19 protein-coding genes and 2 pseudogenes are annotated in these 24,177 nt (G+C 70.8%); 9 read left to right on the top strand and 12 right to left on the bottom strand.

Features of this window, described 5'->3' with window-relative positions:
- Positions 1-230 precede the first annotated feature (230 nt).
- The 4 genes and pseudogenes from OG905_RS35355 to OG905_RS35340 all read right to left on the bottom strand — a co-directional run bounded on the left by OG905_RS35355 (position 231) and on the right by OG905_RS35340 (position 3,235).
- Positions 231-1,040 carry a 2OG-Fe(II) oxygenase gene (locus tag OG905_RS35355; protein WP_328680826.1) on the bottom strand — a complete coding sequence of 270 codons (810 nt, stop codon included), beginning with the start codon at positions 1,038-1,040 and terminating at the stop codon, positions 231-233.
- A gap of 702 nt (positions 1,041-1,742) precedes the next feature.
- Positions 1,743-1,847: pseudogene (locus tag OG905_RS35350) on the bottom strand (IS5/IS1182 family transposase); the annotation flags it as partial.
- Between the two features lie 205 nt (positions 1,848-2,052).
- Positions 2,053-2,325, bottom strand: a pseudogene (locus OG905_RS35345) (formylglycine-generating enzyme family protein); the annotation flags it as partial.
- 130 nt (positions 2,326-2,455) lie between these two features.
- Positions 2,456-3,235 carry an aminotransferase class IV family protein gene (locus tag OG905_RS35340; protein WP_328680823.1) on the bottom strand — a complete coding sequence of 260 codons (780 nt, stop codon included), beginning with the start codon at positions 3,233-3,235 and terminating at the stop codon, positions 2,456-2,458.
- A 359-nt stretch (positions 3,236-3,594) separates the two neighbouring features.
- Between OG905_RS35340 and OG905_RS35335 the strand changes: the two genes are divergently transcribed.
- Positions 3,595-4,977 carry an MFS transporter gene (locus OG905_RS35335; RefSeq protein ID WP_328680822.1) on the top strand — a complete coding sequence of 461 codons (1,383 nt, stop codon included), beginning with the start codon at positions 3,595-3,597 and terminating at the stop codon, positions 4,975-4,977.
- Between the two features lie 72 nt (positions 4,978-5,049).
- Here OG905_RS35335 and OG905_RS35330 read toward each other — a convergent pair whose 3' ends face one another.
- From OG905_RS35330 to lnt, 4 genes are all read right to left on the bottom strand, one after another.
- Positions 5,050-6,969 carry a helix-turn-helix domain-containing protein gene (locus OG905_RS35330; RefSeq protein WP_328680819.1) on the bottom strand — a complete coding sequence of 640 codons (1,920 nt, stop codon included), beginning with the start codon at positions 6,967-6,969 and terminating at the stop codon, positions 5,050-5,052.
- An 80-nt stretch (positions 6,970-7,049) separates the two neighbouring features.
- Entirely contained in the window at positions 7,050-7,865 is an 816-nt protein-coding gene (locus OG905_RS35325) for a 3-hydroxybutyrate dehydrogenase (RefSeq protein ID WP_328680817.1), read from the bottom strand.
- 55 nt (positions 7,866-7,920) lie between these two features.
- A complete protein-coding gene (locus OG905_RS35320) occupies positions 7,921-8,403 on the bottom strand; it encodes an NUDIX hydrolase (protein ID WP_328680814.1) in 483 nt (160 codons plus the stop codon).
- Between the two features lie 87 nt (positions 8,404-8,490).
- The gene (gene lnt / locus OG905_RS35315) at positions 8,491-10,110 is read right to left on the bottom strand and encodes an apolipoprotein N-acyltransferase (protein ID WP_328680811.1); all 1,620 of its coding nucleotides are present in this window, start codon (positions 10,108-10,110) and stop codon (positions 8,491-8,493) included.
- A gap of 281 nt (positions 10,111-10,391) precedes the next feature.
- Here lnt and OG905_RS35310 point away from each other — a divergent pair, with 281 nt between their 5' ends.
- Positions 10,392-11,471: an O-antigen ligase family protein gene (locus OG905_RS35310; RefSeq protein WP_328680809.1), complete on the top strand. Its 1,080-nt coding sequence runs from the start codon at positions 10,392-10,394 to the stop codon at positions 11,469-11,471.
- Between the two features lie 30 nt (positions 11,472-11,501).
- Here the strand turns inward: OG905_RS35310 and OG905_RS35305 are convergent, their stop codons facing one another.
- Both OG905_RS35305 and OG905_RS35300 read right to left on the bottom strand, forming a co-directional pair.
- Positions 11,502-12,068: a hypothetical protein gene (locus tag OG905_RS35305; protein ID WP_328680807.1), complete on the bottom strand. Its 567-nt coding sequence runs from the start codon at positions 12,066-12,068 to the stop codon at positions 11,502-11,504.
- Between the two features lie 112 nt (positions 12,069-12,180).
- Complete coding sequence (locus OG905_RS35300) at positions 12,181-12,954, bottom strand: glutamate racemase (RefSeq protein ID WP_328680805.1); 774 nt, start codon at positions 12,952-12,954, stop codon at positions 12,181-12,183.
- A gap of 58 nt (positions 12,955-13,012) precedes the next feature.
- Between OG905_RS35300 and OG905_RS35295 the strand changes: the two genes are divergently transcribed.
- Positions 13,013-14,188 carry a glycosyltransferase gene (locus OG905_RS35295; protein ID WP_328680803.1) on the top strand — a complete coding sequence of 392 codons (1,176 nt, stop codon included), beginning with the start codon at positions 13,013-13,015 and terminating at the stop codon, positions 14,186-14,188.
- A gap of 16 nt (positions 14,189-14,204) precedes the next feature.
- Here OG905_RS35295 and OG905_RS35290 read toward each other — a convergent pair whose 3' ends face one another.
- Complete coding sequence (locus OG905_RS35290) at positions 14,205-15,515, bottom strand: TerD family protein (protein WP_328680802.1); 1,311 nt, start codon at positions 15,513-15,515, stop codon at positions 14,205-14,207.
- Positions 15,516-15,756: 241 nt separating this feature from the next.
- On the opposite strand from OG905_RS35290, the gene OG905_RS35285 reads away from it, so the two are divergent.
- From OG905_RS35285 to OG905_RS35275, 3 genes are all read left to right on the top strand, one after another.
- Entirely contained in the window at positions 15,757-16,206 is a 450-nt protein-coding gene (locus OG905_RS35285) for a DUF6643 family protein (protein ID WP_328680800.1), read from the top strand.
- A gap of 425 nt (positions 16,207-16,631) precedes the next feature.
- Complete coding sequence (locus tag OG905_RS35280; protein WP_328680798.1) at positions 16,632-17,240, top strand: Rv1733c family protein; 609 nt, start codon at positions 16,632-16,634, stop codon at positions 17,238-17,240.
- 125 nt (positions 17,241-17,365) lie between these two features.
- A complete protein-coding gene (locus tag OG905_RS35275; RefSeq protein ID WP_328680797.1) occupies positions 17,366-19,759 on the top strand; it encodes a right-handed parallel beta-helix repeat-containing protein in 2,394 nt (797 codons plus the stop codon).
- Here OG905_RS35275 and OG905_RS35270 read toward each other — a convergent pair.
- The gene (locus tag OG905_RS35270; protein ID WP_328680796.1) at positions 19,729-22,089 is read right to left on the bottom strand and encodes a hypothetical protein; all 2,361 of its coding nucleotides are present in this window, start codon (positions 22,087-22,089) and stop codon (positions 19,729-19,731) included. The two genes, OG905_RS35275 and OG905_RS35270, sit on opposite strands and share 31 nt — an antisense overlap.
- A 226-nt stretch (positions 22,090-22,315) precedes the next feature.
- Here OG905_RS35270 and OG905_RS35265 point away from each other — a divergent pair, with 226 nt between their 5' ends.
- The 3 genes from OG905_RS35265 to OG905_RS35255 all read left to right on the top strand — a co-directional run bounded on the left by OG905_RS35265 (position 22,316) and on the right by OG905_RS35255 (position 24,176).
- Entirely contained in the window at positions 22,316-23,161 is an 846-nt protein-coding gene (locus tag OG905_RS35265; RefSeq protein WP_328682767.1) for a DeoR/GlpR family DNA-binding transcription regulator, read from the top strand.
- 6 nt (positions 23,162-23,167) lie between these two features.
- On the top strand, positions 23,168-23,617 hold the full coding sequence (locus OG905_RS35260) for an SRPBCC family protein (protein WP_328680795.1): 450 nt from the start codon (positions 23,168-23,170) through the stop codon (positions 23,615-23,617).
- A gap of 76 nt (positions 23,618-23,693) precedes the next feature.
- Positions 23,694-24,176: an SRPBCC family protein gene (locus OG905_RS35255; protein WP_328680794.1), complete on the top strand. Its 483-nt coding sequence runs from the start codon at positions 23,694-23,696 to the stop codon at positions 24,174-24,176.
- Position 24,177 lies beyond the last annotated feature (1 nt).

The raw sequence follows: 24,177 nt of genomic DNA, 5'->3' as shown, positions 1-24,177 counted from the left end.
TTTCGGTCGTCCTCTGGGTGTCGACTCGTGGCCGGGTGGCTGGTGGTGGGGCGCTAGGGCGTGTTTTAGAAGTAGCGCCGTCCGCCCGCAGGGCGGGCCCCACGGCGTCTGGTGCGTGCAATCGCAAGGCGGAGGATCGCCCTCGTACTGGACGTACTTGGGCGACTCCGACAACACCGCGAGTGTGCGTGCCAGGCGCCGCGGGGCAGGCGCGACTTCTAAAACACGCCCTAGCTCCAGAACAGGAGCGGTTCCTGCGGGCCCTTGGTGACGATGAAGGCGCTGGCTCCGACCCGGTGTCGGTCCTTGACCGGCGTCACCGCATGCAACTGACGCGGGCTGACGAGAATGAGGTCCCCGGCTTCTGGGTGGATCTGAATCATCGGCTTCTCGATTGAGTCCGGCTCCAGGCCCTCAACCTCGAGGATCCGCTCCTTCTCTTCCGGAGTGGGCTCACGCAACCAGAGCTGGAGATCGCCACCCTCATCCGCGGACTGCAAGTAGATGTTGGCAACGAGTTGGTTGAGCACGCCCTCGATCTCGGGGGCGTCGGTCTCCTGATCAATTGAGTCGCTGTGAGGCCAGAACTCTGAGGTGTTCGGCTGGAAGACGCGGAGGGCGCCGACGAAGCAGGTCCGGCCTCGCAGGCGCAGCAGGTTGGCGCCTGCCGGCCACAGCTCCTGCAGCTCCAGTCGGATGCGGTCTACCGGCGCCATGTAGGGATGGAACATCGAGCGGACGTCTTCGATCGCCGGGAGCGCTTCCTCGTGGTACTTATTCGTCAGTTCCTTGTCCCACTTGGTATCGATGTGAGGCATGTAGACACGACCGACACTGCTAGTGTGCTGCTTGTGGTAATGGCCGAGTTCCTGGTGATTGATTGCTTTTTCGGCGACCTCGGCGGCGACCTCGACCGGGTAATAGCCGCGCACGTGGATCGCGGCGATCTCTCGGTTGGCCAGCTGCAGCAGCGTATCTGTTGTGAGTTCGTGCGCGACCGTGCTTGTCGCGGACCGTACGACGTCGGGCAGGGTGGTCACGGATAGCTTCCTCTCGGTGGACGGCGCAGGACCGGTGCGAAGGCGTGACCGTGCTCGGAACTCGATTTCGCGCTCATTCGGATCGGCATTAATGGCAAGACAGCCCGGATCAGAAAGAACGGAATTCGCTAGCCGCGACGGCACGGTCGGCCGGAGATCAGCGATTTGAAACCCTTACCATGTCAATACCGTGGATCGCACTACCCTCGGCGACAGGAGGGCTTGGGACCCCAGTAGACGAGGTGACGTGTGTACTCATCGCGCTTCTCCTCCTGCTTCACTTCGCCGTGCAGTGAAATCTCGATGCATGGAGGCTTACGCAAAAGCCCATGATTACCCCGCATCACCGCAGGCCACCGGTATGCTGCTCCCGAGTTTCGCATGACACGGAATCCAGAGCTGCCCAGGGATTCAGTGGCGGCACCGGATTTGAGTCTGGGTGATCTCTCCCAGTCGTGTCAACGATGTGGCAATGGGAACTAGGGAAATCACTAGGGAACGATGCATTTCGAGCCCAGCACCCAGGAGCGCCGGCAGATGTGCGACCCGCTCGAGATCCGGTTGTCGACAATCAAGTTTTTCCCCAGCTTGGGCGGTTTGAGCTTCATGTAATTCCCCATCCCGAATTCTCCTCATTGGCCATGGGCAAGCGTTGTCCCGTAAATGATCTACGGCATGCCGGTTGACCAGCGCCACTGCCCCTCATCCAGCCAGCGTGAGGTTGTGCAGGCGGGCGATGCCGAGCATGGCGTGGTGAACGCCGTCGCGTTTCAGGAGGCAGTCGCGGAGGATTTTCCAGATGCTCAACGCGGGCACCGAACGGGCCAGCCCGCCGCCTTATTCGGGCGCCATCCGCGCCCGATCGGTTGTCCTCCTCTTTTGGAGTCTGGCTTAATCGCCCGCCCCAGCACTTCGCAGGCGCTCCGGACTGGTATCGGAAGACTGGCGTGGTCGCGTCTATGCCGGTCTCGGCGACGTTGCATTTGGCGGCTGTGGGTTCGTTGCCCCACGGGTAGATCCTTCCCCTCGGACCACGAGCGGCCTTCTCCCACTGCTGGGCTGTGGACAGAGTCCCGGCCCAGCGGGCGTACGCGGTGGCGTCGTGCCAGGTGACCCAAACCACGGGATGGGTGGCCAGATCAGCGGGACAGCGCCCGTTCGGCCAGTGCTGGGGCGGCCGGCGCCCGGTGGCCTGTACGAAGCGCTCGTAGTCGCTGTTGGTCGTTGGGTACGTCGTGTTCGACGGCGGCCCACTCGGTGAGAGGCGCCGCGAACCGCTGTTGATCGTCGGGTTTGGATTTGGCGCGGATTGACGCCGACCAGTGCGGCGAACGCCTTGCCGCTCTTACGCATCCCGAAGGGGGCAGGCCGGCCTCACGGCCGGTCCACCTGGTCACCCCCGTCATGGCCGGGCCCTACGGCCTCTCGCCGGGGACGGACAGGTAAGTCTCGCGCAGCCGGTCCAGCACGGGGTGCTCGGTGGGCAGTTCGGTGTCGTCGATCGCAGCGAGGGCCCGCACGCCGATACTTGTGTTCGTCGCGAACGCGGCTGCCATGCCCTTGGCCTGTTCCAGGGTGACGGTGGCGATCCGGTGTTCGGCGCGCTGCTGGAGCAGCGCCATGGTGACTCCGGGCAGTACAGGAGCCTGTGGCCACACGACCGTGCCGTTCTGGTCGACGAATCCGACGTTCCAGGTGCCGCCTTCGCTGACGAGACCCTCGCGTCCGATGAACAGGGCGTCGTCGAATCCGGCGAGCTGGGCGCTGCGCCGGGTGTGCAGGACCCCGAAGAGGCCGACATGCTTGACCTCTGGCAGGTCTCGCTCGTACAGCATGCTCCTGGCACGCAGCGGAGCCGGAGGCATCGCGCCGGCACCGCGCACGGTTACCAGGACGTGCGGTTCCCCGGCGTCCGCGGGGTGTCCCATGTCGACCTTGGGGTCGTAGATGGTCACGCGGACGACGCACGGCTGCGTCGGTCCATCCAGGGCCTGGCGGACGAAGTCGCGGACACGTTCGGTGTCCAGGTCAGCACCCCACACGGCCTTGCAGTCCTTCGTGAGGCGTTCCATGTGCAGCGGCAGGCCGCGAATGCTGCCGTCATCTACTCGCATGGACGTGAAATGGCCGACGTTGACCAGGGCCAGGGTCAGCAGTTCATCGGGGGAAACGGGCTTTCCGTTGAGGGTCGCCATGCCGCCCAGGATGTCAGGACTGCCGTTGCTGATGGCACCCCAAACTTGGTTACTGACGGGTCAACGTCATCTCGAAGTCATTCCCAAGGCGTTGCCGCGGGGTGTTCCCTGGTCGCTGTCCGGACACATCTGGTGACCAGTCAGGCAGGGCGCGCCGCTCGACAGCGCAGCCAGGTCAGCTGCGTGCTTCCCCGACCGCCCGCCCGGGAGGTGAGCGACCGCTCCGCAAGCGGGCATGGTGGCCCGACGCATAGCCACGACCCGAACTATGTTGCCCCACCACATGTGCGCCTGACCTGCGTGTTTCTACGGTGTGGCGACACACAAACGTCCCCGCCAACTGTCCGGAAGTGGTGTCCATGGCCGCCCCCGCAAGCGCTCCACCAGCTCCCAGTTCACTCAAGCGCATCGTCGCCGCGAGCCTCATCGGCACCACCATCGAGTGGTACGACTTCTTCCTCTACGGATCGGCCGCTGCGCTGGTCTTCAACAAGCTGTTCTTCCCCGGCTCCGATCCACTCGTCGGAACCCTGCTTTCCTTCCTCACCTACGCCGTCGGGTTCGCCGCCCGCCCCCTCGGTGCGCTGGTCTTCGGGCACTACGGCGACCGACTCGGCCGTAAGAAGCTGCTGGTGCTGAGCCTGCTGCTGATGGGTGGGGCGACCTTCGCGATCGGGTTGCTGCCGACGCATGCCACCGTCGGGAGCGCCGCGCCCGTGCTGCTCACCGCGCTGCGGCTGGTGCAGGGATTCGCCCTCGGCGGTGAGTGGGGCGGTGCCGTGCTGCTGGTGTCGGAGCACGGGGACGCCAAACGGCGCGGGTTCTGGGCGTCCTGGCCGCAGACCGGCGCTCCGGCCGGGCAGTTGCTCGCCACGGGGGTGCTGTCGGCACTCACCGCGCTGCTGTCGGACGCCGCGTTCACCTCATGGGGCTGGCGCATACCCTTCCTCCTCTCCGGTGTGCTGGTGGTCGTCGGCTTGTGGATTCGTCTCTCTGTCGATGAGTCACCGGTCTTCAAGGCCGCGCTGGCACAGGCGGAGGAGCGCAAGGCCGTGGCCGGGCAGGCCGAGAAGATGCCGCTCGTCGCCGTGCTTCGGCACCACTGGCGCGATGTGCTGGTCGCGATGGGCGCCCGCATGGCGGAGAACATCAGCTACTACGTCATCACCGCCTTCATCCTCGTGTACGCGACGACCGCCGTGGAGATGAGCAAGCAGACCGCGCTCAATGCCGTACTCCTCGCCTCCGCCGTGCACTTCGCGGTCATCCCGGCGTGGGGCGCCCTCTCGGACCGGATCGGGCGCAGGCCGGTGTATCTCATGGGCGCGATCGGCGTCGGCGCCTGGATGTTCCCGTTCTTCTCGCTCATCGACACCGGCAGCTTCGGCAATCTGCTGCTCGCCGTCACGGTCGGGCTGGTGTTCCACGGAGCGATGTACGCACCGCAGGCCGCCTTCTTCTCCGAGATGTTCGCGACCCGCATGCGGTACTCCGGTGCCTCCATCGGCGCGCAGTTCTCCTCGGTCGCGGCCGGTGCCCCAGCGCCGCTGATCGCCACCGCGCTGCTCGCCGACTACGACTCGTCCACGCCGATCGCCCTGTATGTGATCGCCGCGGCGCTGATCACGGTGGTGGCCATCGGGTGTGCGCGCGAGACCCGGCAGCGGGATCTGAACGCTGTCGAGGCGGAACCGGCGGAGGAAGCGCCCGCTGCCCGCTCGGCGGATGTGCGCACCGCCTGACGGACGCAGAACATACGACGCCCGTCTGCCGCGCGGACTCCCGAGGGAGGTCCGCGCGGCGGCGCGTTCGGCTCAGCGGGCGACCGAGGTGGACATGGCGTGCAGACGCAGCGCCAGCTGGATCTCGAGCGCACGGCCCGGTGACTGCCAGTCTGGGCCGAGCAGCCGGCCTATTCGCTCCAGGCGCTGGGCCACGGTGTTCACATGAACGTGCAGATCGTCCTTCGTACGGGCAGGGCTCATGCCGCTCGCGAAGTACGCGTCGAGCGTGCGCACCAGGTCCGTGCCGCGCTTGCGGTCGTACTCGACGACCTCGCCCATCGTCCGCCGGACGAAACCGTCGATGTCACCGGGGTCGGCGAGCAGCAGACCGAGGAAACCCAGGTCCTGCGCAGCGGCCCCCTGCCCGGAGCGGCCGAGCAGCCGCAGGGCGTCCAGGCAGCGGCGCGCCTGTTCGTACGCCCCCGCTATCGGGCCGGGATCGCCGGCGGGCGCTGCGACCGGCGAGGAAGCGCCGACGGTGACCAACTCCCTGAGCGTGCACCCCAGTTGTCTGGCTGTCTGGCGGGCGAGATCGGACGCGCTGTCACTGGGGCCGAGCGGCAGCAGCAGGACGGTGCCGCCGTCGCGGGCGGCCGCCAGACCCGAGCGGGTCGCGGCCAGATGCGAGGCGGCCGACCACAGCCGCTGCCGGTCCGCGGTCTCCCGCTCTCCGGTGGCCGCCGCATCGCCGCCGCGCCCCCCGGCGTCCCGGCCTGAGCCGTCCGCGCCGGCTGTGTCGATCCGTGCGGCCAGCACCACATGCGGCACGTCGAGATCGGCTTGCAGGCGGGCCGCTCGTTCGCGCAGCAACCGCGGGTCCCGGTCCGCCGCATCGAGAAGGTCGTCGAGCAGCTCGCCCCGTACCCGCTGTTCTGCCTCGTGGGCGGAGCGCCGGGCGAGCAGCAGAAGTGAGGTGACCATGGCGGCGCGCTCCAGGGTGCGCTGGTCGACGGGGTCGAGGTCGCGGTGCCCGCGGAGCACCAGGGCCCCCAGCAGCTCACCGCCCGCCGACACCGCGGCCACCCAGTCGTCCCCGTGCCGTATCGCGCGCCCGTCGGCGCCGGTCACTTCGAGGTCGTAGTCCGTGAACTCGACCGTGCCGTCAAGGACTTCGGACAGCGCGGCAGCCACATCATGGACGCCGCCACCGCGCAGGACGACCTCGGTCAGCCGGTCGTGGACGTCCGAGGCGCGCTCGATGACGCCACTGTGGTCCCGGATGATCTCGTTGGCCCGCTCCAGCTCGGCGAGGGCGGAGCGGGTCTCGGCCAGCAGGTTCGCGGTGTCGATGGCGACGGCGGCATGCGCGGCGAACGAGGCGAGCAGCGCGACCTGTTCCCGTTCGAAGACTCTCGCGCGGCGGTCCGCCGCGAAGAGCACGCCGATGACCTGGCTGCCGAGCATCAGCGGCACTCCGAGGATCGCGACCAGGCCCTCGTCTCTGACCGCCGTGTCGATCGCTCTGGTGTGCTCGAAGCGGGCGTCGTCGAAATAGCTGTCGGTGACATACGGCCGTGCGGTCTGGGCGACGAGCCCGCCGAGCCCCTCCCCCATGCCCAGCCGCAACTGCTGGAAGCGCGCCGAGACCGAGCCTTCGGTGACGCGCATATAGGTGTCGCCCGCCGACGGGTCGTTCAGGCTCAGGTAGGCGACCTCCGTGCCGAGCAGTGAGCGGGCGCGCTGCACGATCGCGCGCAGCACGGCGTCGAGATCGCGCAGTCCCGCCAGATCGTGCGCGGTCTCGAAGAGCGCGGACAGCTCGGCCTCACGCCGTCGCCGTCCCTCCAACTCGGCCCGGACCCGCAGCGCGAGCTGCTTGGCCTGGTCGAGTGCGGCGAGCTCGTCCGGTCCGGCGCCGCTCGCGCGGGCGAGCAGCAGCGGCCGGTCGTATGCTTCGGCGGCGGCACCGCGGGCGAGGAGCTCCAGGTAGGACGCTTGATCGTGGGACATGGACACAGGATTACCTGCCGTACGGGTGGGCGCACCAGACCTGTGGACGACGAAGCTGGTGTGGACAACCTCGTCACCCACTAATGAGCGGTCCAACCGCCGTCGAGGGTGAGCGAGGTGCCGGTGATGAAGGACGCCTGCGGGGTGCACAGATACAGCACCGCTTCGGCGACCTCCTCCGGCTCGATGAGCCGCTTGATCGCGGAGTCCTTGAGCAGTACGTCGGCGAGCACACGCTCCACGGCCATGGAGTGGGCAGCGGCCTGGTCGGCGATCTGCCGCTCCACCAGCGGTGTGCGCACATAGCTGGGATTGACGCAGACCGATGTCACCCCGTGCGGGGCCCCTTCGAGGGCCGCGGTCTTGGAGAGCCCCTCAAGACCGTGTTTGGCGGCCACATACGCGGACTTGAAGGCAGAGGCGCGCAGCCCATGGACGGAGGAGATATTGACGATGCGGCCCCACCCCTGCGCGTACATGTGCGGCAGCGCGCCCCTGATCAGGCGGAACGGCGCTTCCAGCATCACGGTGAGCACGGTGTGGAAGACGTCCGGCGGGAACTCCTCGATGGGCCGGACCAGTTGCAGCCCCGCGTTGTTGACCAGGATGTCGGCGCCGGCCGCGGCGGCCTCGGCCGCGTCGAGATCGGTGAGATCCAGGACGTCCGGTTCGACGGCGCCGGCCAGCCCGTCGGCGTGCGCGGCGAGGGCATCGAGCCCGTCGGCGTCCCGGTCGACCGCCCTGACCTTGGCTCCGGCGGCCGCTAGCCGCAGCGCACACGCCCGGCCGATACCGCCGGCCGCGCCGGTGACGAGTGCCGTACGGCCGCCGAGGTCGAGATCGACCGAAGGGGCAGAGAGGTGGGGTGCGGGACCTGGTGTGGTGGGGGCGGTCATGCTTCGCACCCTAGGCACTGATGATCCGCCGACCGATGTGGTCAGCTCCCATACTTCACCGCTGGGTGGTGGGTTGGAACCATGCAGGCCCCTCGGTCAGGGCCTGCTTGATCCGGAAGAGGGCGAAGTCCTTGAGCTCCGGCAGGGTGTCCGCGGAGAACCACCCCACCTCCAGCGACTCGTCGTCGTTGACACGCGCCTGTCCACCCACCGCGCGGCAGCGGAAGGTGATGTCCATGAACTGGCACCGGTCGCCGTTCGGGTAGGTGACCGGCTTGGGCAGCCCCTGGACGAGCACGACCCGTTCGGCGACACAGCGCACCGCGGTCTCCTCGTACACCTCGCGCACTGCCGTCACGGCCGGCTGCTCCCCCGGCTCGGGAATCCCGCCGATGACCGACCACTTGCCGGTGTCGGCACGTCTGCCGAGCAGCACACGGCCCTTGTCGTCGAAGACGACCGCGCTGACGCCGGGCAGGAGTAGCAGCTGATGGCCCGCATCGGCCCGGATCTGGCGGATGAAGTCAGGGGTTGCCATGTACTCGACCCTAACCGGCGTCGGCCGTCCTCACCGGCGGAGGCGTCCTCACGGGGGTCACCGTGTCCTAGCCGGCGTCACCGTGTGCTAGCCGGCGTCCACCACGCCCTGTCCAGCCTTCCGCAGCCTGCGGGCCCCGGCCGCACGGGCGACGGCCCAGCCCACGCCGCCGGCCGCGACCAGCACCAGAATCCGCTCGGGCCACGTGCCGAGCCGGGTCGCCGGAGTGAGCGAGGAACGCAGCGGCACCTTGGCGACCAGGGCGTCCGGCGTGAACATCTCGGTCTTCTGGACGATCTTCCCGTCCGGCATGATCACCGCGCTGACGCCGCTGGTGACGGGTACGACGACGGCGCGCCCGTGCTCGACGGCCCGCACCCGCGACATGGCCAGCTGCTGATAGGTCATCTCGCTGCGACCGAACGTGGCGTTGTTGCTGGGTACGGAGATCAGCTGCGCGCCGTGGGTGACCGTGTCCCGCGCGGCGTCGTCGAACGCCGCCTCGAAGCAGGTGACAAGCCCGACCCTGGTGCCCGCCAGATCGAAGACACCCACCTTGTGGCCGGGGCCGAAGTCGCGCCGTACCCGGTCGACGTCGGCGCTGAAGAGCCGTACGAAGGAGCGCATCGGGATGTACTCGCCGAACGGCTGCACATGACGCTTGTCGTAGGTGTTGACGGGCCCGCCCACTGGATCCCATTCGATCAGGGTGTTGCGGAGCTTGCCGGTGTCGGGAGTGACGACGGCGCCCACGACGGTCGGTACGCCGATCGCCTTCACCGCCTGGTCGATCACGAGCTTGGCGTCGGGATTGCGGTACGGGTCGAGGTCCGAGGAGTTCTCGGGCCACAGCACGAAGTCCGGCTGCGCCACCTTGCCCGCCTTCACATCGGCGGCGAGCTGCTGGGTGCGGCGGGCGTGGTTGTCGAGGACGGCGCGGCGCTGGGAGTTGAAGTCGAGCCCCAGGCGCGGCACATTGCCCTGGACCGCGGCGACGGTCGCGGTGCCGTCCTCGGCGGTGTCATCGACGAGCGGCAGGGCGGCGAGGCTCCCTGCGAGCGGGACGAGCACGGTGAGAACCGCTGCGAGCGCTGCACCGCGCGGCAGTTCGCCGGTGCGCCGGTACGCGAGAACGCGGCGGGCGGTCTCGTACAGGCCGAAGCCGCACAGGACGACCGCGAAGCTGAGCAGCGGTGTCCCGCCCACCGCGGCCAACGGCAGAAAGACGCTGTCCGCCTGGCCGAAGGCGATCTTGCCCCACGGGAAGCCGCCGAACGGCATCCGCGCGCGGGCCGCCTCGCCCACGATCCACACCCCGGCGGCCCACGCCGGCCACAGCGGCAGCCGGGACACCGCGGCGATGCCCATGCAGGCGAGCGCGACGAACACCGCCTCCGCCGCCGTCAGGGCCACCCACGGCAGGGCGCCCACCTCCTCGCCCGTCCAGACGAGCAGGGGCAGCAGAAAGCCGAGGCCGGTGAGGTAACCGAGGCCGAAGGCGGGCCGCAGCCTGCGGCCGTACAAGGTCCAGCCGAGCAGGGCGAACGCGGGCAGGGCCAGCCACCACAGGGGCCGCGGCGGGAAGCTCAGGAACAGCATCACCCCGGACAGCGCGGCGGCACCCGGCCGTACGGACCGGCGCAGCAGCGGGTGGCCTGCGGCGGTGGCGGGCTGGGGGGTGTCGACGGAGGTGACGGTGGCGCTCACCCAGCGGAGTCTACGGCGGGTGGCTGTGCTCTTGGCAGTCCGGTCCAGATCAGCTGACGCGTCTGCGGGTCGGGCCGCCTGCCACGCTGCCGCAACTCCGGGACCGCCTGCCCCCACCGCCGCCGCAAGTCCGGGACCGCCCGCCGCGCCCGCTGCCGCAACGTTCCTGCGCAACCCATCCACAAACACCCGCATCTGCCGTTACCGTGTGCGCCAGTCCTGCCAGCCGATCCGGTTCGGCTGCTGCGGCAGGGCCCGTCACAGGTCGGGGGGTCGACGGGATGGCTGCACCGGACAGCCGGTCCGCGGCGCGCGAGCGCGGCAGCGCGACCGACGTCGCCGGCGTCGTCGTCCTCAGCGGATGCGTCGTGTGGTCGCTCGTCAGCGCGGCCGGGCGCGAGGCACGGCCTGAGGGCGTACTGCTCGCCGTGTTCGCCGTGGCCGCGGGCTACGCCTGCGGCCGTATCTGCGGCACACTCCTGCCGGTCGCCGCCCCGTCCGCGGCGGCGCTCGCCGCCCTCGGTCTGGCGCTCGCATCACGGCAGGGCGTACCCGGCGCCAACGCGGGCGCGCCCATCCAGCCGGGTCACACCGGGGCGGCCGCCGCCCTGCTGGTACTCGCCGCGGGCGCTGCCTGCTGCGCCGCCTCCGCCGCCCGCCCGCCGGTGCTGCGTCTCGCACTGCGTCTGCTCGCTCTCGCCGTCGCCTCCACCGCGCTGGCGCTCGGTGCCGTGACCGGGTTCGCCACCGCGATCGGCGTGCTGCTCTGCTCGCTCGCGGCGGCCCGGATGCGCTGGCGGACCCTGGCACTCGGCGGCCTCGCCGTCGCCACCGCCCTGGTCGTCGCCACCACGTGGGGCGTGGCCGAGGACGCCCTGCCGGAGGGACTCACGGTCTCGCTGGATGGCCAGCTGACCCAGAACCGGGTGGCGCTGTGGCAGGACGCGGTCGCCCTCGCCAAGGAGGATCCGGTACGGGGCGTGGGCCCCGACCGCTTCGGCAAGCTGAGCACCACCGCGCAGCAGTCGCTGGGCTCCGACGGCAAGCCGCACTCGGCCTCGCTGCAGCAGGCGGCCGAGCAGGGTGTCGTGGGGGTGGCCCTGCTGGGGGCGGTGTTCGGCTGGATGCTCTACGGCCTGTGGCGCTCGCCCCGGTCGACGCCGGTGGTGCTGAGCGCGGGCGCCACGTTAACGGCACTGGCGTTCCTGGCGAGCGTCGGCAACGCTCTGAGCTTCACCCCGGTGACGGCGGGTGCGGGGCTGCTCGCCGGTCTGGCGACTGCCCGCATGCCGGGCGAGGGCAGCACGGGAGCGCAGCGGCATGCGGCACGGAAGAGGCAAGCGGACAGCCGGGTGCCGTAGGCCGCACGGGCCCTCGCGGCATCCGGAGGCTCAGGCCTCCGCGGGCCGGCCGGCTCCGGCGCCCGCCAGGCCGAGGCAGTGGCGGATCACCCTCACGGCCTCTTCCGCGTCGTCGACGGTCACGGTGAACGTCCTACCGTCGCCCAGCGTGACGACGATGCCCTCACCCCGGCGTACGACCACGGCCGTGCCCTTCTCCGGGCGCCAGCGATACCCCCAGCCGCCCCAATGCCGCGGATTGACCTTCGGGTCGAACTCCGCGCACACGACATGGGAGAGCGGGATCCTTCGCCGCGGCAGGCCCATGTAGCCGCAGCGCACCTCGACGGCATCACGGTCCACGCTTACCGCCACATGGACGAAGGCGAGGGTCCCGTACAGGATGAACAGCCCTGCCGCGACACAGCCGATCACGGACATCAGCAGGGCGACGACGCCCGAGGTCCATGTGGAGTCGACGGCGAGCTCGACACCCAGCGCCATGCAGGCCGCGCCCGCCGCAGCGAGCAGCCACTGAATGCGGTTGGTGGCACGCCCGGTCCAGACCGCTGGCCGCGGCTCCGCGGTGGGCGATGAGTCGTGGGGGTGGTCCGTCATGGACGCAGAGTACCGAGCTTCCGGCGGCTCAGCAGGGACTCGGGAATCGAGATCGGGCCAAGGACGGGGGCGGCTCGCGGGCGAGGGCGGCGGGCCGGACGGGCGGTCGCCGTCAGTGTGCGGGGGTCACTGCCTGGAGCAGACGGCCTTCGGCATAGCTCATCGACTGCGCGGGAAGAGCGGACTCACGGCCGCTGAGCAGCACGGTGAGCCGGCTTCCCGCAGTGGCGTCAGGGGCGGGCAGTTCGCCGATACGGCGCAGCGCCTGCGCGGCGACGGCCTCGGCCGAACCGTGCAGGACGACCTGCCCACCGACGGCTGCCCTGATGCGGTCGGCGACCAGCTCGTAATGGGTGCACCCCAAGACGACGGCCCTTACATCGCCGGGCGTGAGTGCAGCCGCTGCCGCCACAGCCGCGTCGATGGCCGTCTCGTCCGCATGCTGCACGGCATCCGCAAGTCCCGGGCAGGGCACCTCGGTCACGGTGACCGAGTCGGCGAAGTCCCGGATGAGGCCGCGCTGGTAGGGGCTGCCGGTCGTGGCGGGTGTGGCCCAGATCGCGACGGGGCCGCCGCCCGCCGACGCCGGCTTGATCGCGGGCACCGTCCCGATGACCGGGATCGCGGGCTCCAGCTCCGCGCGCAGCGTGGCCAGGGCGTGCACGGAGGCCGTGTTGCAGGCGACGATCAGCGCGTCGGGCTCGTGCGCGGCGGCCGCACGGGCCACGGCGAGCGCACGCTCGGTGATATCGCCGGGTGTATGCGGCCCCCAGGGCATGCCGTCGGGATCTGAAGACAGCACCAGATCGGCGTCCGGCCTCAGCCGGCGCACCGCGGCGGCCGCCGCGAGCAGGCCGATTCCGGAGTCCATGAGCGCGATCTTCACCCGGTCACCATAGTCGACTGCCCTTGCGGTACCGGCGTGGTGGGGCAGACTGCGGCAAATGAGCGCCATTGCCTGGATCGCCGTCGGATCGCTCGCCACCTGGGGATGGCTGCTGCTCGGGCAGGGCTTCTTCTGGCGTACGGACCAGCGGCTGCCTCGGCGCGAGGCCCCCGCCGACTGGCCGGATGTGGCCGTTGTCGTGCCCGCGCGCGACGAGGCGGAGGTGCTGCCGGTCAGCCTGCCCTCGCTCCTCGCCCAGGACTATCCCGGCCGCGCGGAGATCGTTCTGGTCGACGACGGCAGTACGGACGGAACCGGGGAGGTGGCCCGCGCGCTGTCCGGGCAGCACGGCGGGTTGCCCCTTCGGGTGGTCTCCCCCGGTGAGCCGGAGCCCGGCTGGACCGGCAAGCTCTGGGCGCTGCGGCACGGCATCGCCGTGGCCCGGGCCGCGCGCGAGCCCGAGTATCTGCTGCTGACCGACGCGGACATCGCCCATGATCCGGACAGCCTGCGCGAGTTGGTGGCCGCCGCCCGCACCCAGGGTCTCGACCTGGTTTCCCAGATGGCCCGGCTGCGGGTCGCGAGCGGGTGGGAGCGACTGGTGGTGCCCGCCTTCGTCTACTTCTTCTCGCAGCTCTACCCCTTCCGGTGGGTCAACCGCCCGGGCGCCCGCACGGCGGCCGCCGCGGGCGGCTGCGTCCTGCTGCGCACCGAGGCCGCCGAGCGGGCGGGCGTACCGGAGTCGATCCGGCAGGCGGTGATCGACGATGTGTCGCTGGCGCGGGCGGTACAGCGCGCGGGCGGGCGGATCTGGCTGGGCCTTGCGGAGCGGGTGGACAGCGTGCGGCCGTATCCGCAGCTGGCGAACCTGTGGCGGATGGTGTCGCGCAGCGCGTACGCGCAACTGCTCCACAGTCCCCTGCTGCTGGCCGGAACGGTGGTGGGGCTGGCGCTCGTCTATCTCGTGCCACCCGTCGCGCTGTGCTTCGGAGTGTTCGGGAACGACGCGGCCGCGGGCTGGGCCGGGGGCATGGCGTGGGCGGTGATGACGGGGACGTATCTCCCGATGTTGCGCTACTACCGCCAACCGCTGCTGATCGCGCCCCTGCTGCCCTTCACCGCGCTGCTGTACCTGCTGATGACGGTCGATTCGGCGGTACAGCACTACCGCGGCCGGGGAGCCGCCTGGAAGGGACGTACGTACTCACGTCCCGAGACGGCTCCCGACCGCTGAGGCGCTCGGTCCGGCTTCACTTCCTGCCGGGCGTCCAGTTCATGCCCCAGCCGTATGCGTAGTCGATGGTGCGCTGCGGGCTCACACCGCGCTCAGGGACCAGGAAGCGGGCCTCGCGCTGGACGACGAGATCCGAGCCGGTGTTGGTGATCAGCGCGAGCGCGCAGACCGTCGACGGCACGGTGCACTCGCCGAGCGAGAAGTCGATCGCGGCGCCGTGCTGCGGCTGGAGTGTGACCGTCGCGTCCAGATCCGCGAAGCTGCGCGCGCCTTGGTAGATGGTGACGAAGATGACGACGCGGCGCAGCCGGTCCTTGTGATCGAGGTTGATGGTGAGGTTCTCGCCGGAGGTGCCGCCGGTGCGGTCGTCCCCGTCGAGATGGATGTACGGAGGCTGGTGCAGCGCGCCGAAGGCGTTGCCGAGGGCCTGGACCACGCCCTTGCGGCCGTCGGTGAGTTCGTAGAGCGCGCACAGATCGAGATCCAGGTCGCCGTGCATGGCGACGGCTCTGCCGAGTTTGGCGCCCCAGCCCTGGAACTGCTTGCGCACCTGCCAGCTGAGGTTCACGCGCATCGCGCCCGACGTGCCGCCCTGTTTGGTGAGGGAGACGGACGGGGTGTCCTTCGTGAGCGTCACCTTGGTGAGGCGTACGGGAGCGGAGGGCGCGGCCACGGGGGGAGGCGGCGCCGGAACCGGGGGCGCCACGGGCGGCGGCATCGGTGCCGGTGGTGCCGGAGGCATGACGGGCTCCGCGGGAATCGGGGCAGCCGGAGCGGGTGCCGCCTGCTGCGGCTCGTCGACCGTGATGCCGAAGTCCGTCGCCAGGCCCTCGAGTCCGCTGCTGTAGCCCTGCCCCACGGCGCGGAACTTCCACGCGCCCTGACGCCGGTACAGCTCGCCCAGCACAAAGGCCGTCTCCACGGTCGCGTCCTGGCTGTCGTAGCGCGCGATCTCTGCGCCGGAGCCCGCGTCGAGCACCTTGATGTAGAGCCCGGGCACCTGCCCGAAGCTGCCGCTGTCGGCCGAGGCGGCCAGCACGATCTTCTCGATCGCGGGCTCCACGCGCGCGAGGTCGACCGACACCCGGTCCCTCACACCGTCCGGTGCGGTCTGCTTGCCCTCGTGGCGTACGGCCCCCGAGGCGTGCGAAGGCTGGTTGTAGAAGACGAAGTCGGCGTCGGAACGGACCTTTCCCGACGCCAGGAGGAGCGCCGAGGCGTCGACGTCCGGCACACCCGGACCTGAACGCCACCCCAACTCGACGCGAACCTGCGGCGCCGGCACCGGAGTATTGGCTCCTTTAAGCATGGACATGCTCGCCCCCATCGCGAGTCGGGGTGCCCGGAAAGTTCACCTGGCGACCACCTAATCATCCGAGCGGCCCGAACACCCCGGCCGACCCGTGGGTAACCCGCTCTCAGCTTGCCCTTTACACGATCTAAGCACTTGCCTGCGACCGATTTCCCCAGATTCGCTCGCATTGGGGATCCATCGTCACTCGCATCTCCCGAAACAACCCTCTTATCGGGCTCCCCAACCAGCACATCGTGGGCTTAACTTATGTGCCATGACCTCCCCCCGCGCCACCTACGGCGGCGGTTACTACTCCGCTCCGTCGTTCCCCGACACCCCCATCTACGACTCCCTGGTCGCGGAGCGGGGCACACCTCAGATCGCACCGATCCGAGTGCCTTCCGCGTACGACACCGGCAACAGCTACCTGCCGGCGCTCCCCGCGGCCCTGCCCGCCCTCCCGGCGGCTCCCTCTCCCTCCTACGGCTATCCGCAGCAGATGCAGCAGCCCATGCCGCTGCAGCACGCACCTGCTCCGTACATCCCGCAGCAGCCCCAGGTGCCGCGCGGGTATCCCGGACCCCAGGGCTACTCCCAGCAGCAGCCCCGTCCGGTCGCCACCGGCTACGAGGCGATGCGGCCCGCGGCCGCCCGTCCCGCTCCGGCGCCCACGTCCTACGACGACCCGTACAACCGGCCGTACCAGGGCGGCCGGGGGTACTGACCGACCGACTGTCCACCCGGTCCGATTCGGACGCGGGGTGCGCACCGGCGAAACGGCTGAGCAGCCGCAGGGATTCGCCGGAGGACCGTCGGTGGACACTGATCGACCCTTCGGCCATGGTGGCCGACCAACGCCGGCAGTGACTGTCGGCGTTGGCGCATGTCCGGGCCCTGGAGCCCTCCGCCGGGCGGTGGATTCCGGCCGACCCGCGCCGATGCGCGCCGATGCGCGCCGATCCGGCCAATCCGGGCCGATGCGCGCCGATGCGCGCCCAGGGGAACCCTCCGTGGTGCCAGGCGCGTTGGACGGTTGGCGGCGGCCGGAGCGTGTCGAGGGGCAGGGGTGACGTTGCTCTCTCCTCGCACCACCCGCGCCTGTGCCGTGCCGTACCGGGCTATGACGGATGCGGAAGGGGGTGCAGGACCGTGCGAACAGCCGCAGGAGTGTGGCGCTGGCGCCGCAATCCCCTGCGCCGTGCGACCGATCTCATCGAGGCATGGCTGGCGCTCGTGGCCGCCGTGCTTCTCGTCACCGCCGCTCCGGCCGTCGGCTGGCTCGGCGGGAGTCTGACTGACGACTCGCTGCGGCAGTCGGTGCGGATCCAGCGCCAGCAGCGTCATCCGGTCACCGCGACGGTGCTGAGACCGGCCGAGGAGCCCAGGCCCGCGGCGTACGACCCCGAGGGTGCCGCGGCCCGTGAGAAGCGCCGGCCCGTCGTGGCGAAGTGGACGGCGGTGGACGGCAGTCGGCACACCGGCACGGTGTCCACGGTGCTGCGTACCGCGCGGGCCGGTGACACCTTCACCATCTGGACCGGCCGTACGGGCCGGATCGTCGGTCGTCCGATGGACGCGGCGACCGCGCGGGTGCACGCCGTTCTCGCGGGCATCGCAGCCGCCGTGAGCGCCGGGGGCCTCGTCGAATGTGCCAGACGGCTGGTCATGTGGCGGCTGGTCCGACGCAGACACGCGCGCCTGGACAGGGCCTGGGCCGCGGCGGGCCCCGACTGGGGCCGCACCGGCGCGGGCAGCTGACCGGTCACATCTCGTCAACTCCCGGTCGTCGCGCGCGCTACGGTGGTGCGACCCCTCGGGGGTGAGGGGGCGTCCCCTCAGAGGCGCGGCTGAGCAGTTTCACGAGGTGGGGGCAGAGCAGCACGATGGCACAGGGCACGGTCCAGGTGACGCACACCGGCACATCGCGGTGGCGGCGCCGCACGGGCGAGTACCCCTCACTGGCCGCAGCCCTGGAGGCCGCGGGTGACGGCGACATTCTCACCGTCGCGCCGGGGACGTACCGCGAAAACCTCGTCGTCCAGCGGGCGGTGACTCTGCGCGGCTCCGAGGGCGCGGTCGGTTCGGTGCGCATCGCGCCTGCCGACGGGGTGGCGCTGACCGTGCGTGCTTCGGCCACCGTCCAGGACCTCCATGTGGAGGGGCAGGACTCGGCGGCCCCCGCGCTGCTCGTGGAGGACGGCACACCCGAGCTGATCGATCTGCGGATCGTGACCCGTTCCGCGGCCGGTCTCGAGGTGCGTGGCGCGGCCCGGCCCACCGTCCGCCGCTGCACCGTCGACAATCCGGGGGGCGTCGGCATCGGCGTCCTGGACGGCGCGGGCGGGGTGTTCGAGGAGTGCGAGGTCGTCGCGGCCGGCCAGTCGGGCATCTCCGTGCGCGGCGGCGGGCATCCGCGTTTCGAGCGCTGCCGGGTGCATCACGCCTCGGGCGCGGGCCTGAGTGTGACCGGCGAGGGCAGCGGTCTGGAGGCGATCGGCTGCGAGGTGTACGAGATCAAGGGCACCGGCGTCCAGATCGCCTCGCGCGCCTCGGCCCATCTGACGGACTCCACTGTGCACCGCACGTCGGCGGACGGCATCACGCTCGACACGGATTCCGTGCTCACGCTCTCCGACTGCGATATTCACGACATTCCGGAGAACGCGATCGATCTGCGCTCGCGGTCGGTGCTCACCCTCACCCGCTCCACGGTGCGCCGCTTCGGGCGCAACGGCTTGTCGGTGTGGGATCCGGGCACCCGGGTGGATGCCAACCAGTGCGAGATCCACGACAGTACCGGCGACTATCCGGCCGTCTGGGTCAGTGACGGCGCGAGTGCCGTCCTCGACTCGTGCCGTGTCCACGACGTCCCGGACGCGCTGTTCGTCCTCGATCGCGGCTCGCGCGTCGATGTCGTCGACAGCGATCTCTCCCAGATCCGCAACACGGCCGTGTCGGTGAGCGACGGCGCGACCGCGCAGCTCGACGACTGCCGGATCAGGGAGGCCTCCACCGGCGCCTGGTTCCGCGACCACGGCAGCGGCGGCACCCTGAACGGCTGCACCATCGACGCGGCGCAGACCGGCGTGATCGTCACCAAGGGAGCGGATCCGGTGATCGAGCGCTGCACGGTCACCTCGCCCGCCGAGGCCGGTTTCTATGTCTCGGCGGAGGGTCGCGGCACCTTCCGCGGCTGCCGGGTCACCGGCAGCGGCGGCTACGGCTTCCATGTGATGGACGGCTGCCGTACGACGCTGAGCCGCTGCCGCACCGAGCGCTGTGCGCGCGGCGGTTACGAGTTCGCCGAGTCCGACGGCGTGGTCGCCGAGGACTGCACGAGCGACGAGAGCGGCGTACGGACCGCGGCCGAGCCGACGACGGCTGTGCTGACCGCGACCCAGTCCCCCGGGCTGCTCACCACGGTCCCCGGGCAGCCCACCCCCGAAGCCGTGCCCGCCGAGCCCGTACGGACCTCGGGTGCCGTGCTCGGCGAACTGGACGCGCTCGTCGGTCTGGAGAGCGTCAAGCGCGAAGTCCGCACGCTCACCAACATGATCGAGGTCGGCAGGCGCCGCCAGGAGGCGGGCCTGAAGGCCGCGTCCGTCCGCCGCCATCTGGTCTTCACCGGCTCCCCCGGCACCGGCAAGACGACCGTGGCTCGGTTGTACGGCGAGATCCTTGCCTCGCTCGGAGTGCTGGAGCGCGGCCATCTCGTCGAGGTCTCCCGCGTCGACCTGGTCGGCGAGCACATCGGCTCCACCGCGATCCGTACGCAGGAGGCGTTCGACCGGGCGCGCGGCGGTGTGCTCTTCATCGACGAGGCCTACGCCCTCTCCCCCGAGGACTCCGGGCGGGACTTCGGCAAGGAGGCCATCGACACCCTGGTGAAGCTGATGGAGGACCACCGCGAGGCTGTGGTGGTGATCGTCGCCGGGTACACCGCCGAGATGGAGCGGTTCCTGTCCGTCAACCCCGGTGTGGCATCGCGGTTCTCACGGACCATCACCTTCCACGACTACCTTCCCGAAGAGCTGCTGCGGATCGTGGAACAGCAGGCCGAGGACCATGAGTACCGGCTGGGCACGGGCACGGGCGAAGCACTGCTGAAGTACTTCACCGCGCTGCCCAAGGGGCCCGCCTTCGGCAACGGCCGCACCGCCCGCCAGACCTTCGAGTCGATGGTGGAGCGGCACGCGGGCCGGGTCGCCGAGCTCACCGAGGTGAACACCGACGACCTGACCCTGCTCTACCCGGACGATCTGCCCGAACTGCCCTGAGTCTGGCGGGGAACGACGGGCGTGAGCCGGTCCAGCAGCTCGCGCCGTTCCTTTTCGAACTCCGGGTCGGCCTGGTACTCGGAGTGCCCGAGGATCGGCTCGGGCAGGGGATGCAGGTTCGAACGCCCGTACACCAGCGGGTCCTTGAACGCCGCGCAGTCGACTCCGGGACGCGCGCCGTCGGCGGGAACCCGGACGGGCCCGCCGATCGGGTCGGTGAGCCGCCACAGATTGCGCCAGGTGTGCACCTGGCCGCTCAGCTCGGCGAGGGCGACGGGCCCGAAGTAGGCGGGGAACCACCGGCCGTACAGGCGCTCCAGCGGTGATCCGTACGTCAGCAGCGCCACCCGGCGCCGGGTGGCCGCGGGAAGCTGCCAGACGGCCGCCGCCGCCAGCACGCTGCCCTGGGAATGGCCGGAGATGACGAGCCGCCCGCCGGTGCGTGCGGTCCAGGTGCACATCCGCCACGTGAGGTCGGGGACGGCGCGCTCCGCGTAGCAGGGCGGCGCGAAGGGGTGGGCGGCGCGCGGCCAGAAGGTGCCGACGTCCCACAGGATGCCGATGGTGCGCCGGGCGGAGGCGTCACGGTACGCGCGGCGGCCCCAGGTGACGAACAGTATGAAGCCGAAGCCGATCAGCCAGGAGCCGGCGGACTGCGCGGCCTCGGCAACGGACTGGGCAAAGCCGTCACCGAAGGCCTCGCCCGGCACGTCGCCACTGGCCCACGCGCCGGCGACCGCGCCCGCACCGAGGAGCAGGGTGGCGCCGGAGACGATGCCGACGATCCAGGGTGCCGCGTCGGTGAGGGCGGCCCGCGCGCGGGTGCCCGCAATGCGCCGGGTGCGGCCCTCGTCGGGACGGCCGACCTCGTACTCCGCCTCCACTCCTTTCCCGAGACCTCGGGCCGTCCGCCAGGTGCGTACTGCCAGGACGACGGCGGGGACGAACAGGACGATCAGCAGGAGGGGGATGACCGAGGCCTGCCAGCTGAGCAGCACGGGCGGCCCCGGAATGGAGCCTTCGCCGTCCATGCCGGGCGTGCCGGGGCCGTCCAGCCAGTCGGCGACGCGCTGGGCGACACCGCCGGTCATCACCCCGCCGAGGGCGCAGGCGAGCATCGCGACGGCCGGCCCGCCCAGTCCGTACAGGGCGGTGCGCGCATGACGCGCGCGGCGGTGCAGGACCCAGGCGACGACGCCCAGGGCGATGACCAGCGCCCCCTGGGCGAGGGCGATGACGCGGAAGGTGACATCGCCGGGGAGGGTGGCGGTGGAGGCCCAGCCGGGCCGCGACCAGGAGGCATACAGCAGCGACAGGGCTAAGACCGCGAGTGCGGCACCCGGCAGCCAGCGCACGGCGGCGCGGTCGATGCGGACATCGAATTTCTTCTCGCTGCGGCCCCTGCGCACCACAACCCACAGCACGCCGAGCAGCCCGATGACGAGGCCAGTTTCCAGCAGCCACCCGCAGACTTCGAGCAGCGCGTCGTCGCCGCGCCGGTCATGGCGGGCGGCGGCTCCGGCTACGGCGGCTGCGACGGTGAGGAAGCCCGCGGCGGTGTGCGCGGCGCGCAGCCTGGCGACGAGCCGGCGGCCGTACCAGAATCCCGGACGGCCGAGCGCGGGCCGTACGACGGGGTCCTTCGGCCCGGCGGCGTCCTCCTCGATCTCCTCCAGGCCCTCCTCGCCGATGTCCTCGCCGGTCGGCGGCCGCTGGGATTCGTACGCGCTCCAGGTGCGGTTGGAGAGGTACCAGAGCAGCCCGACCAGCGCGGCCGGTACGACCGAGGCGAGCGCGAGGCGCCTGCCGGGCTGTGACCACCAGCCGCCCTGAGCGGCGGACACGAATCCCAGCCAGGACCTTTCCCGAGTGCATTCGGCAGAGCCGGCGCACTGCCAGGCCAGCAGGTCGAGCGCGACCTCGCAGGCGGCGGCCGTCAGCAGCACGGTGAGGCTGAGGGCGACGAGCCGCACGAGCACGCCGTACAGCCGTGTCGTGGTCCTGCGGCCCTTCGCGCGCGGGCGCATCCAGTGCGCGAGGTTGGCCACCATGAAGGGGAGCAGCAGCAGCCACAGGGCACGTGCGCTGTTGCCGGAGGTGAGGTTGGACCAGCAGTACGCCTCAGGGACGGGCCGGTCCTCGTACCGTTCGGGGTGGCTCTCCGCCTTCTCGTCGTCGGTGCGCCGGAACACGGCGGCTTTCTCGTCACCGGAGATCCGGATCGTCCGGGGGTCGCCGAGCATGTCCTGCGGGGTGGCTCCGCCGACGCCGTGGACCAGCAGCTCCAGCGCGGGCCCTCCGTTCTGCGGGACCGGAGTGGCAGAGGACACTTCTGTGACTCGCTCTCTCGATGGAAGGCTCTCGATGGGAGGATCGATCAGTGCGCGGCCGCGCGGCGGTTCATGACCACCATCCCGGATCATGGCAGTTCACCGCACGGCACTTACGGAATCTCCCCGAGCCCCGGCGGCACCGACCGTGCGAGGATGAGCAGCCTTGGCCACAGGCGGTGTACGACACCCGGTGTACGACGACATGGAAGGACCGGCCCCGGCAGTGACCGACAACCAGAACCTGCTCGCGGAGCAGCGGCGCGCCCTGATCCTCGACGAGGTGCGCAGGCGCGGCGGGGTGCGGGTCAACGAGCTCACCCGCAAACTCAATGTCTCCGACATGACAGTGCGCCGGGATCTGGACGCTCTGGCCCGGCAGGGGGTCATCGAGAAGGTCCACGGCGGCGCTGTGCCGGTGGTCGAGGCGAGTACGCACGAGCCCGGGTTCGAGGCCAAGTCGGCGCTGGAGCTGAGCGCCAAGGAGGACATCGCGCGGGCGGCGGCCCGGATGGCGGTGCCCGGCAGTGCGATCGCGCTGTCCGGCGGCACCACGACCTATGCCCTGGCGCACCACCTTCTCGACGTGCCCGATCTGACGGTGGTCACCAACTCGGTGCGGGTCGCGGACGTGTTCCACGCGGCGCAGCGCGCGGGTGCCGCGGGCGGCCAGCGGTCCGGCGCGGCCACGGTGGTCCTCACCGGAGGCGTGCGTACGCCATCCGACTCACTCGTGGGCCCGGTCGCCGACCAGGCGATCCGTTCCCTGCACTTCGATGTGCTCTTTCTCGGTGTGCACGGGATCTCGGTCGAGGCCGGGCTGTCAACGCCGAATCTGGCGGAGGCGGAGACGAACCGCCGTTTCGTCCAGGCGGCGCGGCGGGTCGTCGTGGTCGCCGACCACACCAAGTGGGGGACGGTGGGCCTGAGTTCCTTCGCCGCGCTGGCCGAGGTCGACACGCTGGTGACGGACTCGGGGCTGTCCGAGGAGGCGCGCGAGGAGATCGCCGAGCATCTGCCGGGTCTGGTGGTGGCGGGCGGTGCCGAGACTTCCGGCGGACAGGACGGCTGACCCCGCGTGGGCGCCTTCCGGCTCACGCGGGCCGTCGCGCTGCCGGCCGACGAGGTCTGGTCGCGCGTCACCGACTGGCGCGGGCACGCGGCTCAGGTGCCGCTGACGGCCGTCCGGGTCGTGACACCGCCGCCGACCCGGGTGGGCACCCGCTTCGTCGCACGCTCCGGAGTGGGCCGCGCCCGCTTCGACGATCCGATGGAGGTCTCCCGCTGGGAGCCGCCCGCGGGCGGCAGGCCGGGGCGCTGCCGTCTGGAGAAGTGTGGCTCCGTCATCACGGGCTGGGCGGAGATCGAGGTGCTTCCGGAGGGACCCGGCGCCGTGGTGGTCTGGGTGGAGGAGCTGCGTATCCGCTTCCTGCCCCGGCTGCTGGATCCGCTGGTCGCCCGGGCGGGGCGGCTGGTCTTCGGCCGCGCCCTGGACGGACTCCTGCGGAGATCCTCGTCTCATGTCTGAAGCACCTGCGGACAACTGACGACCTGTCAGCTAGGGTGTGCGACCCTACCCATCTCCCCGCCGGAGGTACGGCCCCATGGCACGCCGACTGAGCCCCGTGGAACTCGACTTCGTCGAGTCCGCCCCCCTGCGCCTGGTCTTCTCGGCCGAAGTGTCGGCCGCGCCGAAGGCGGTGTACGAGGCGCTCGCCGAGGATGTCGCGGGCCTGCCCACCTGGTTCGCCGCGGTCGCCTCCGCCACGCCGACACACGGGGGCGCGGGCCGCGAGGTCAGGCTCAGGGGCGGGATCTTCTTCGCCGAGACGATCCTCGCCACCGACCCCGGCGAACGCTACGCGTACCGCGTCGACCGGACCAACGCCCCTGGTCTGCGTGCCCTGTTGGAGGAGTGGCGGGTCACGCCCAGCACCTCCGGCACCCGGGTGCAGTGGACGTTCGCGGTGGACGCCCCGGCGCCGATGCGCGGCATACTGAAGCTGAGCCGGGCAGCTCTCGCCTCGTCCTTCCGGGGCGCGGTGCGCAACCTCGACCGGAAACTCGCCCGCTCCGCCGCGCAGTGAG

Source organism: Streptomyces sp. NBC_00322 (assembly GCF_036147535.1).
Lineage (GTDB): Bacteria > Actinomycetota > Actinomycetes > Streptomycetales > Streptomycetaceae > Streptomyces.
Note: the sequence above shows the minus strand (reverse complement) of the source record. Positions and strands in the feature narration are given on the sequence as shown.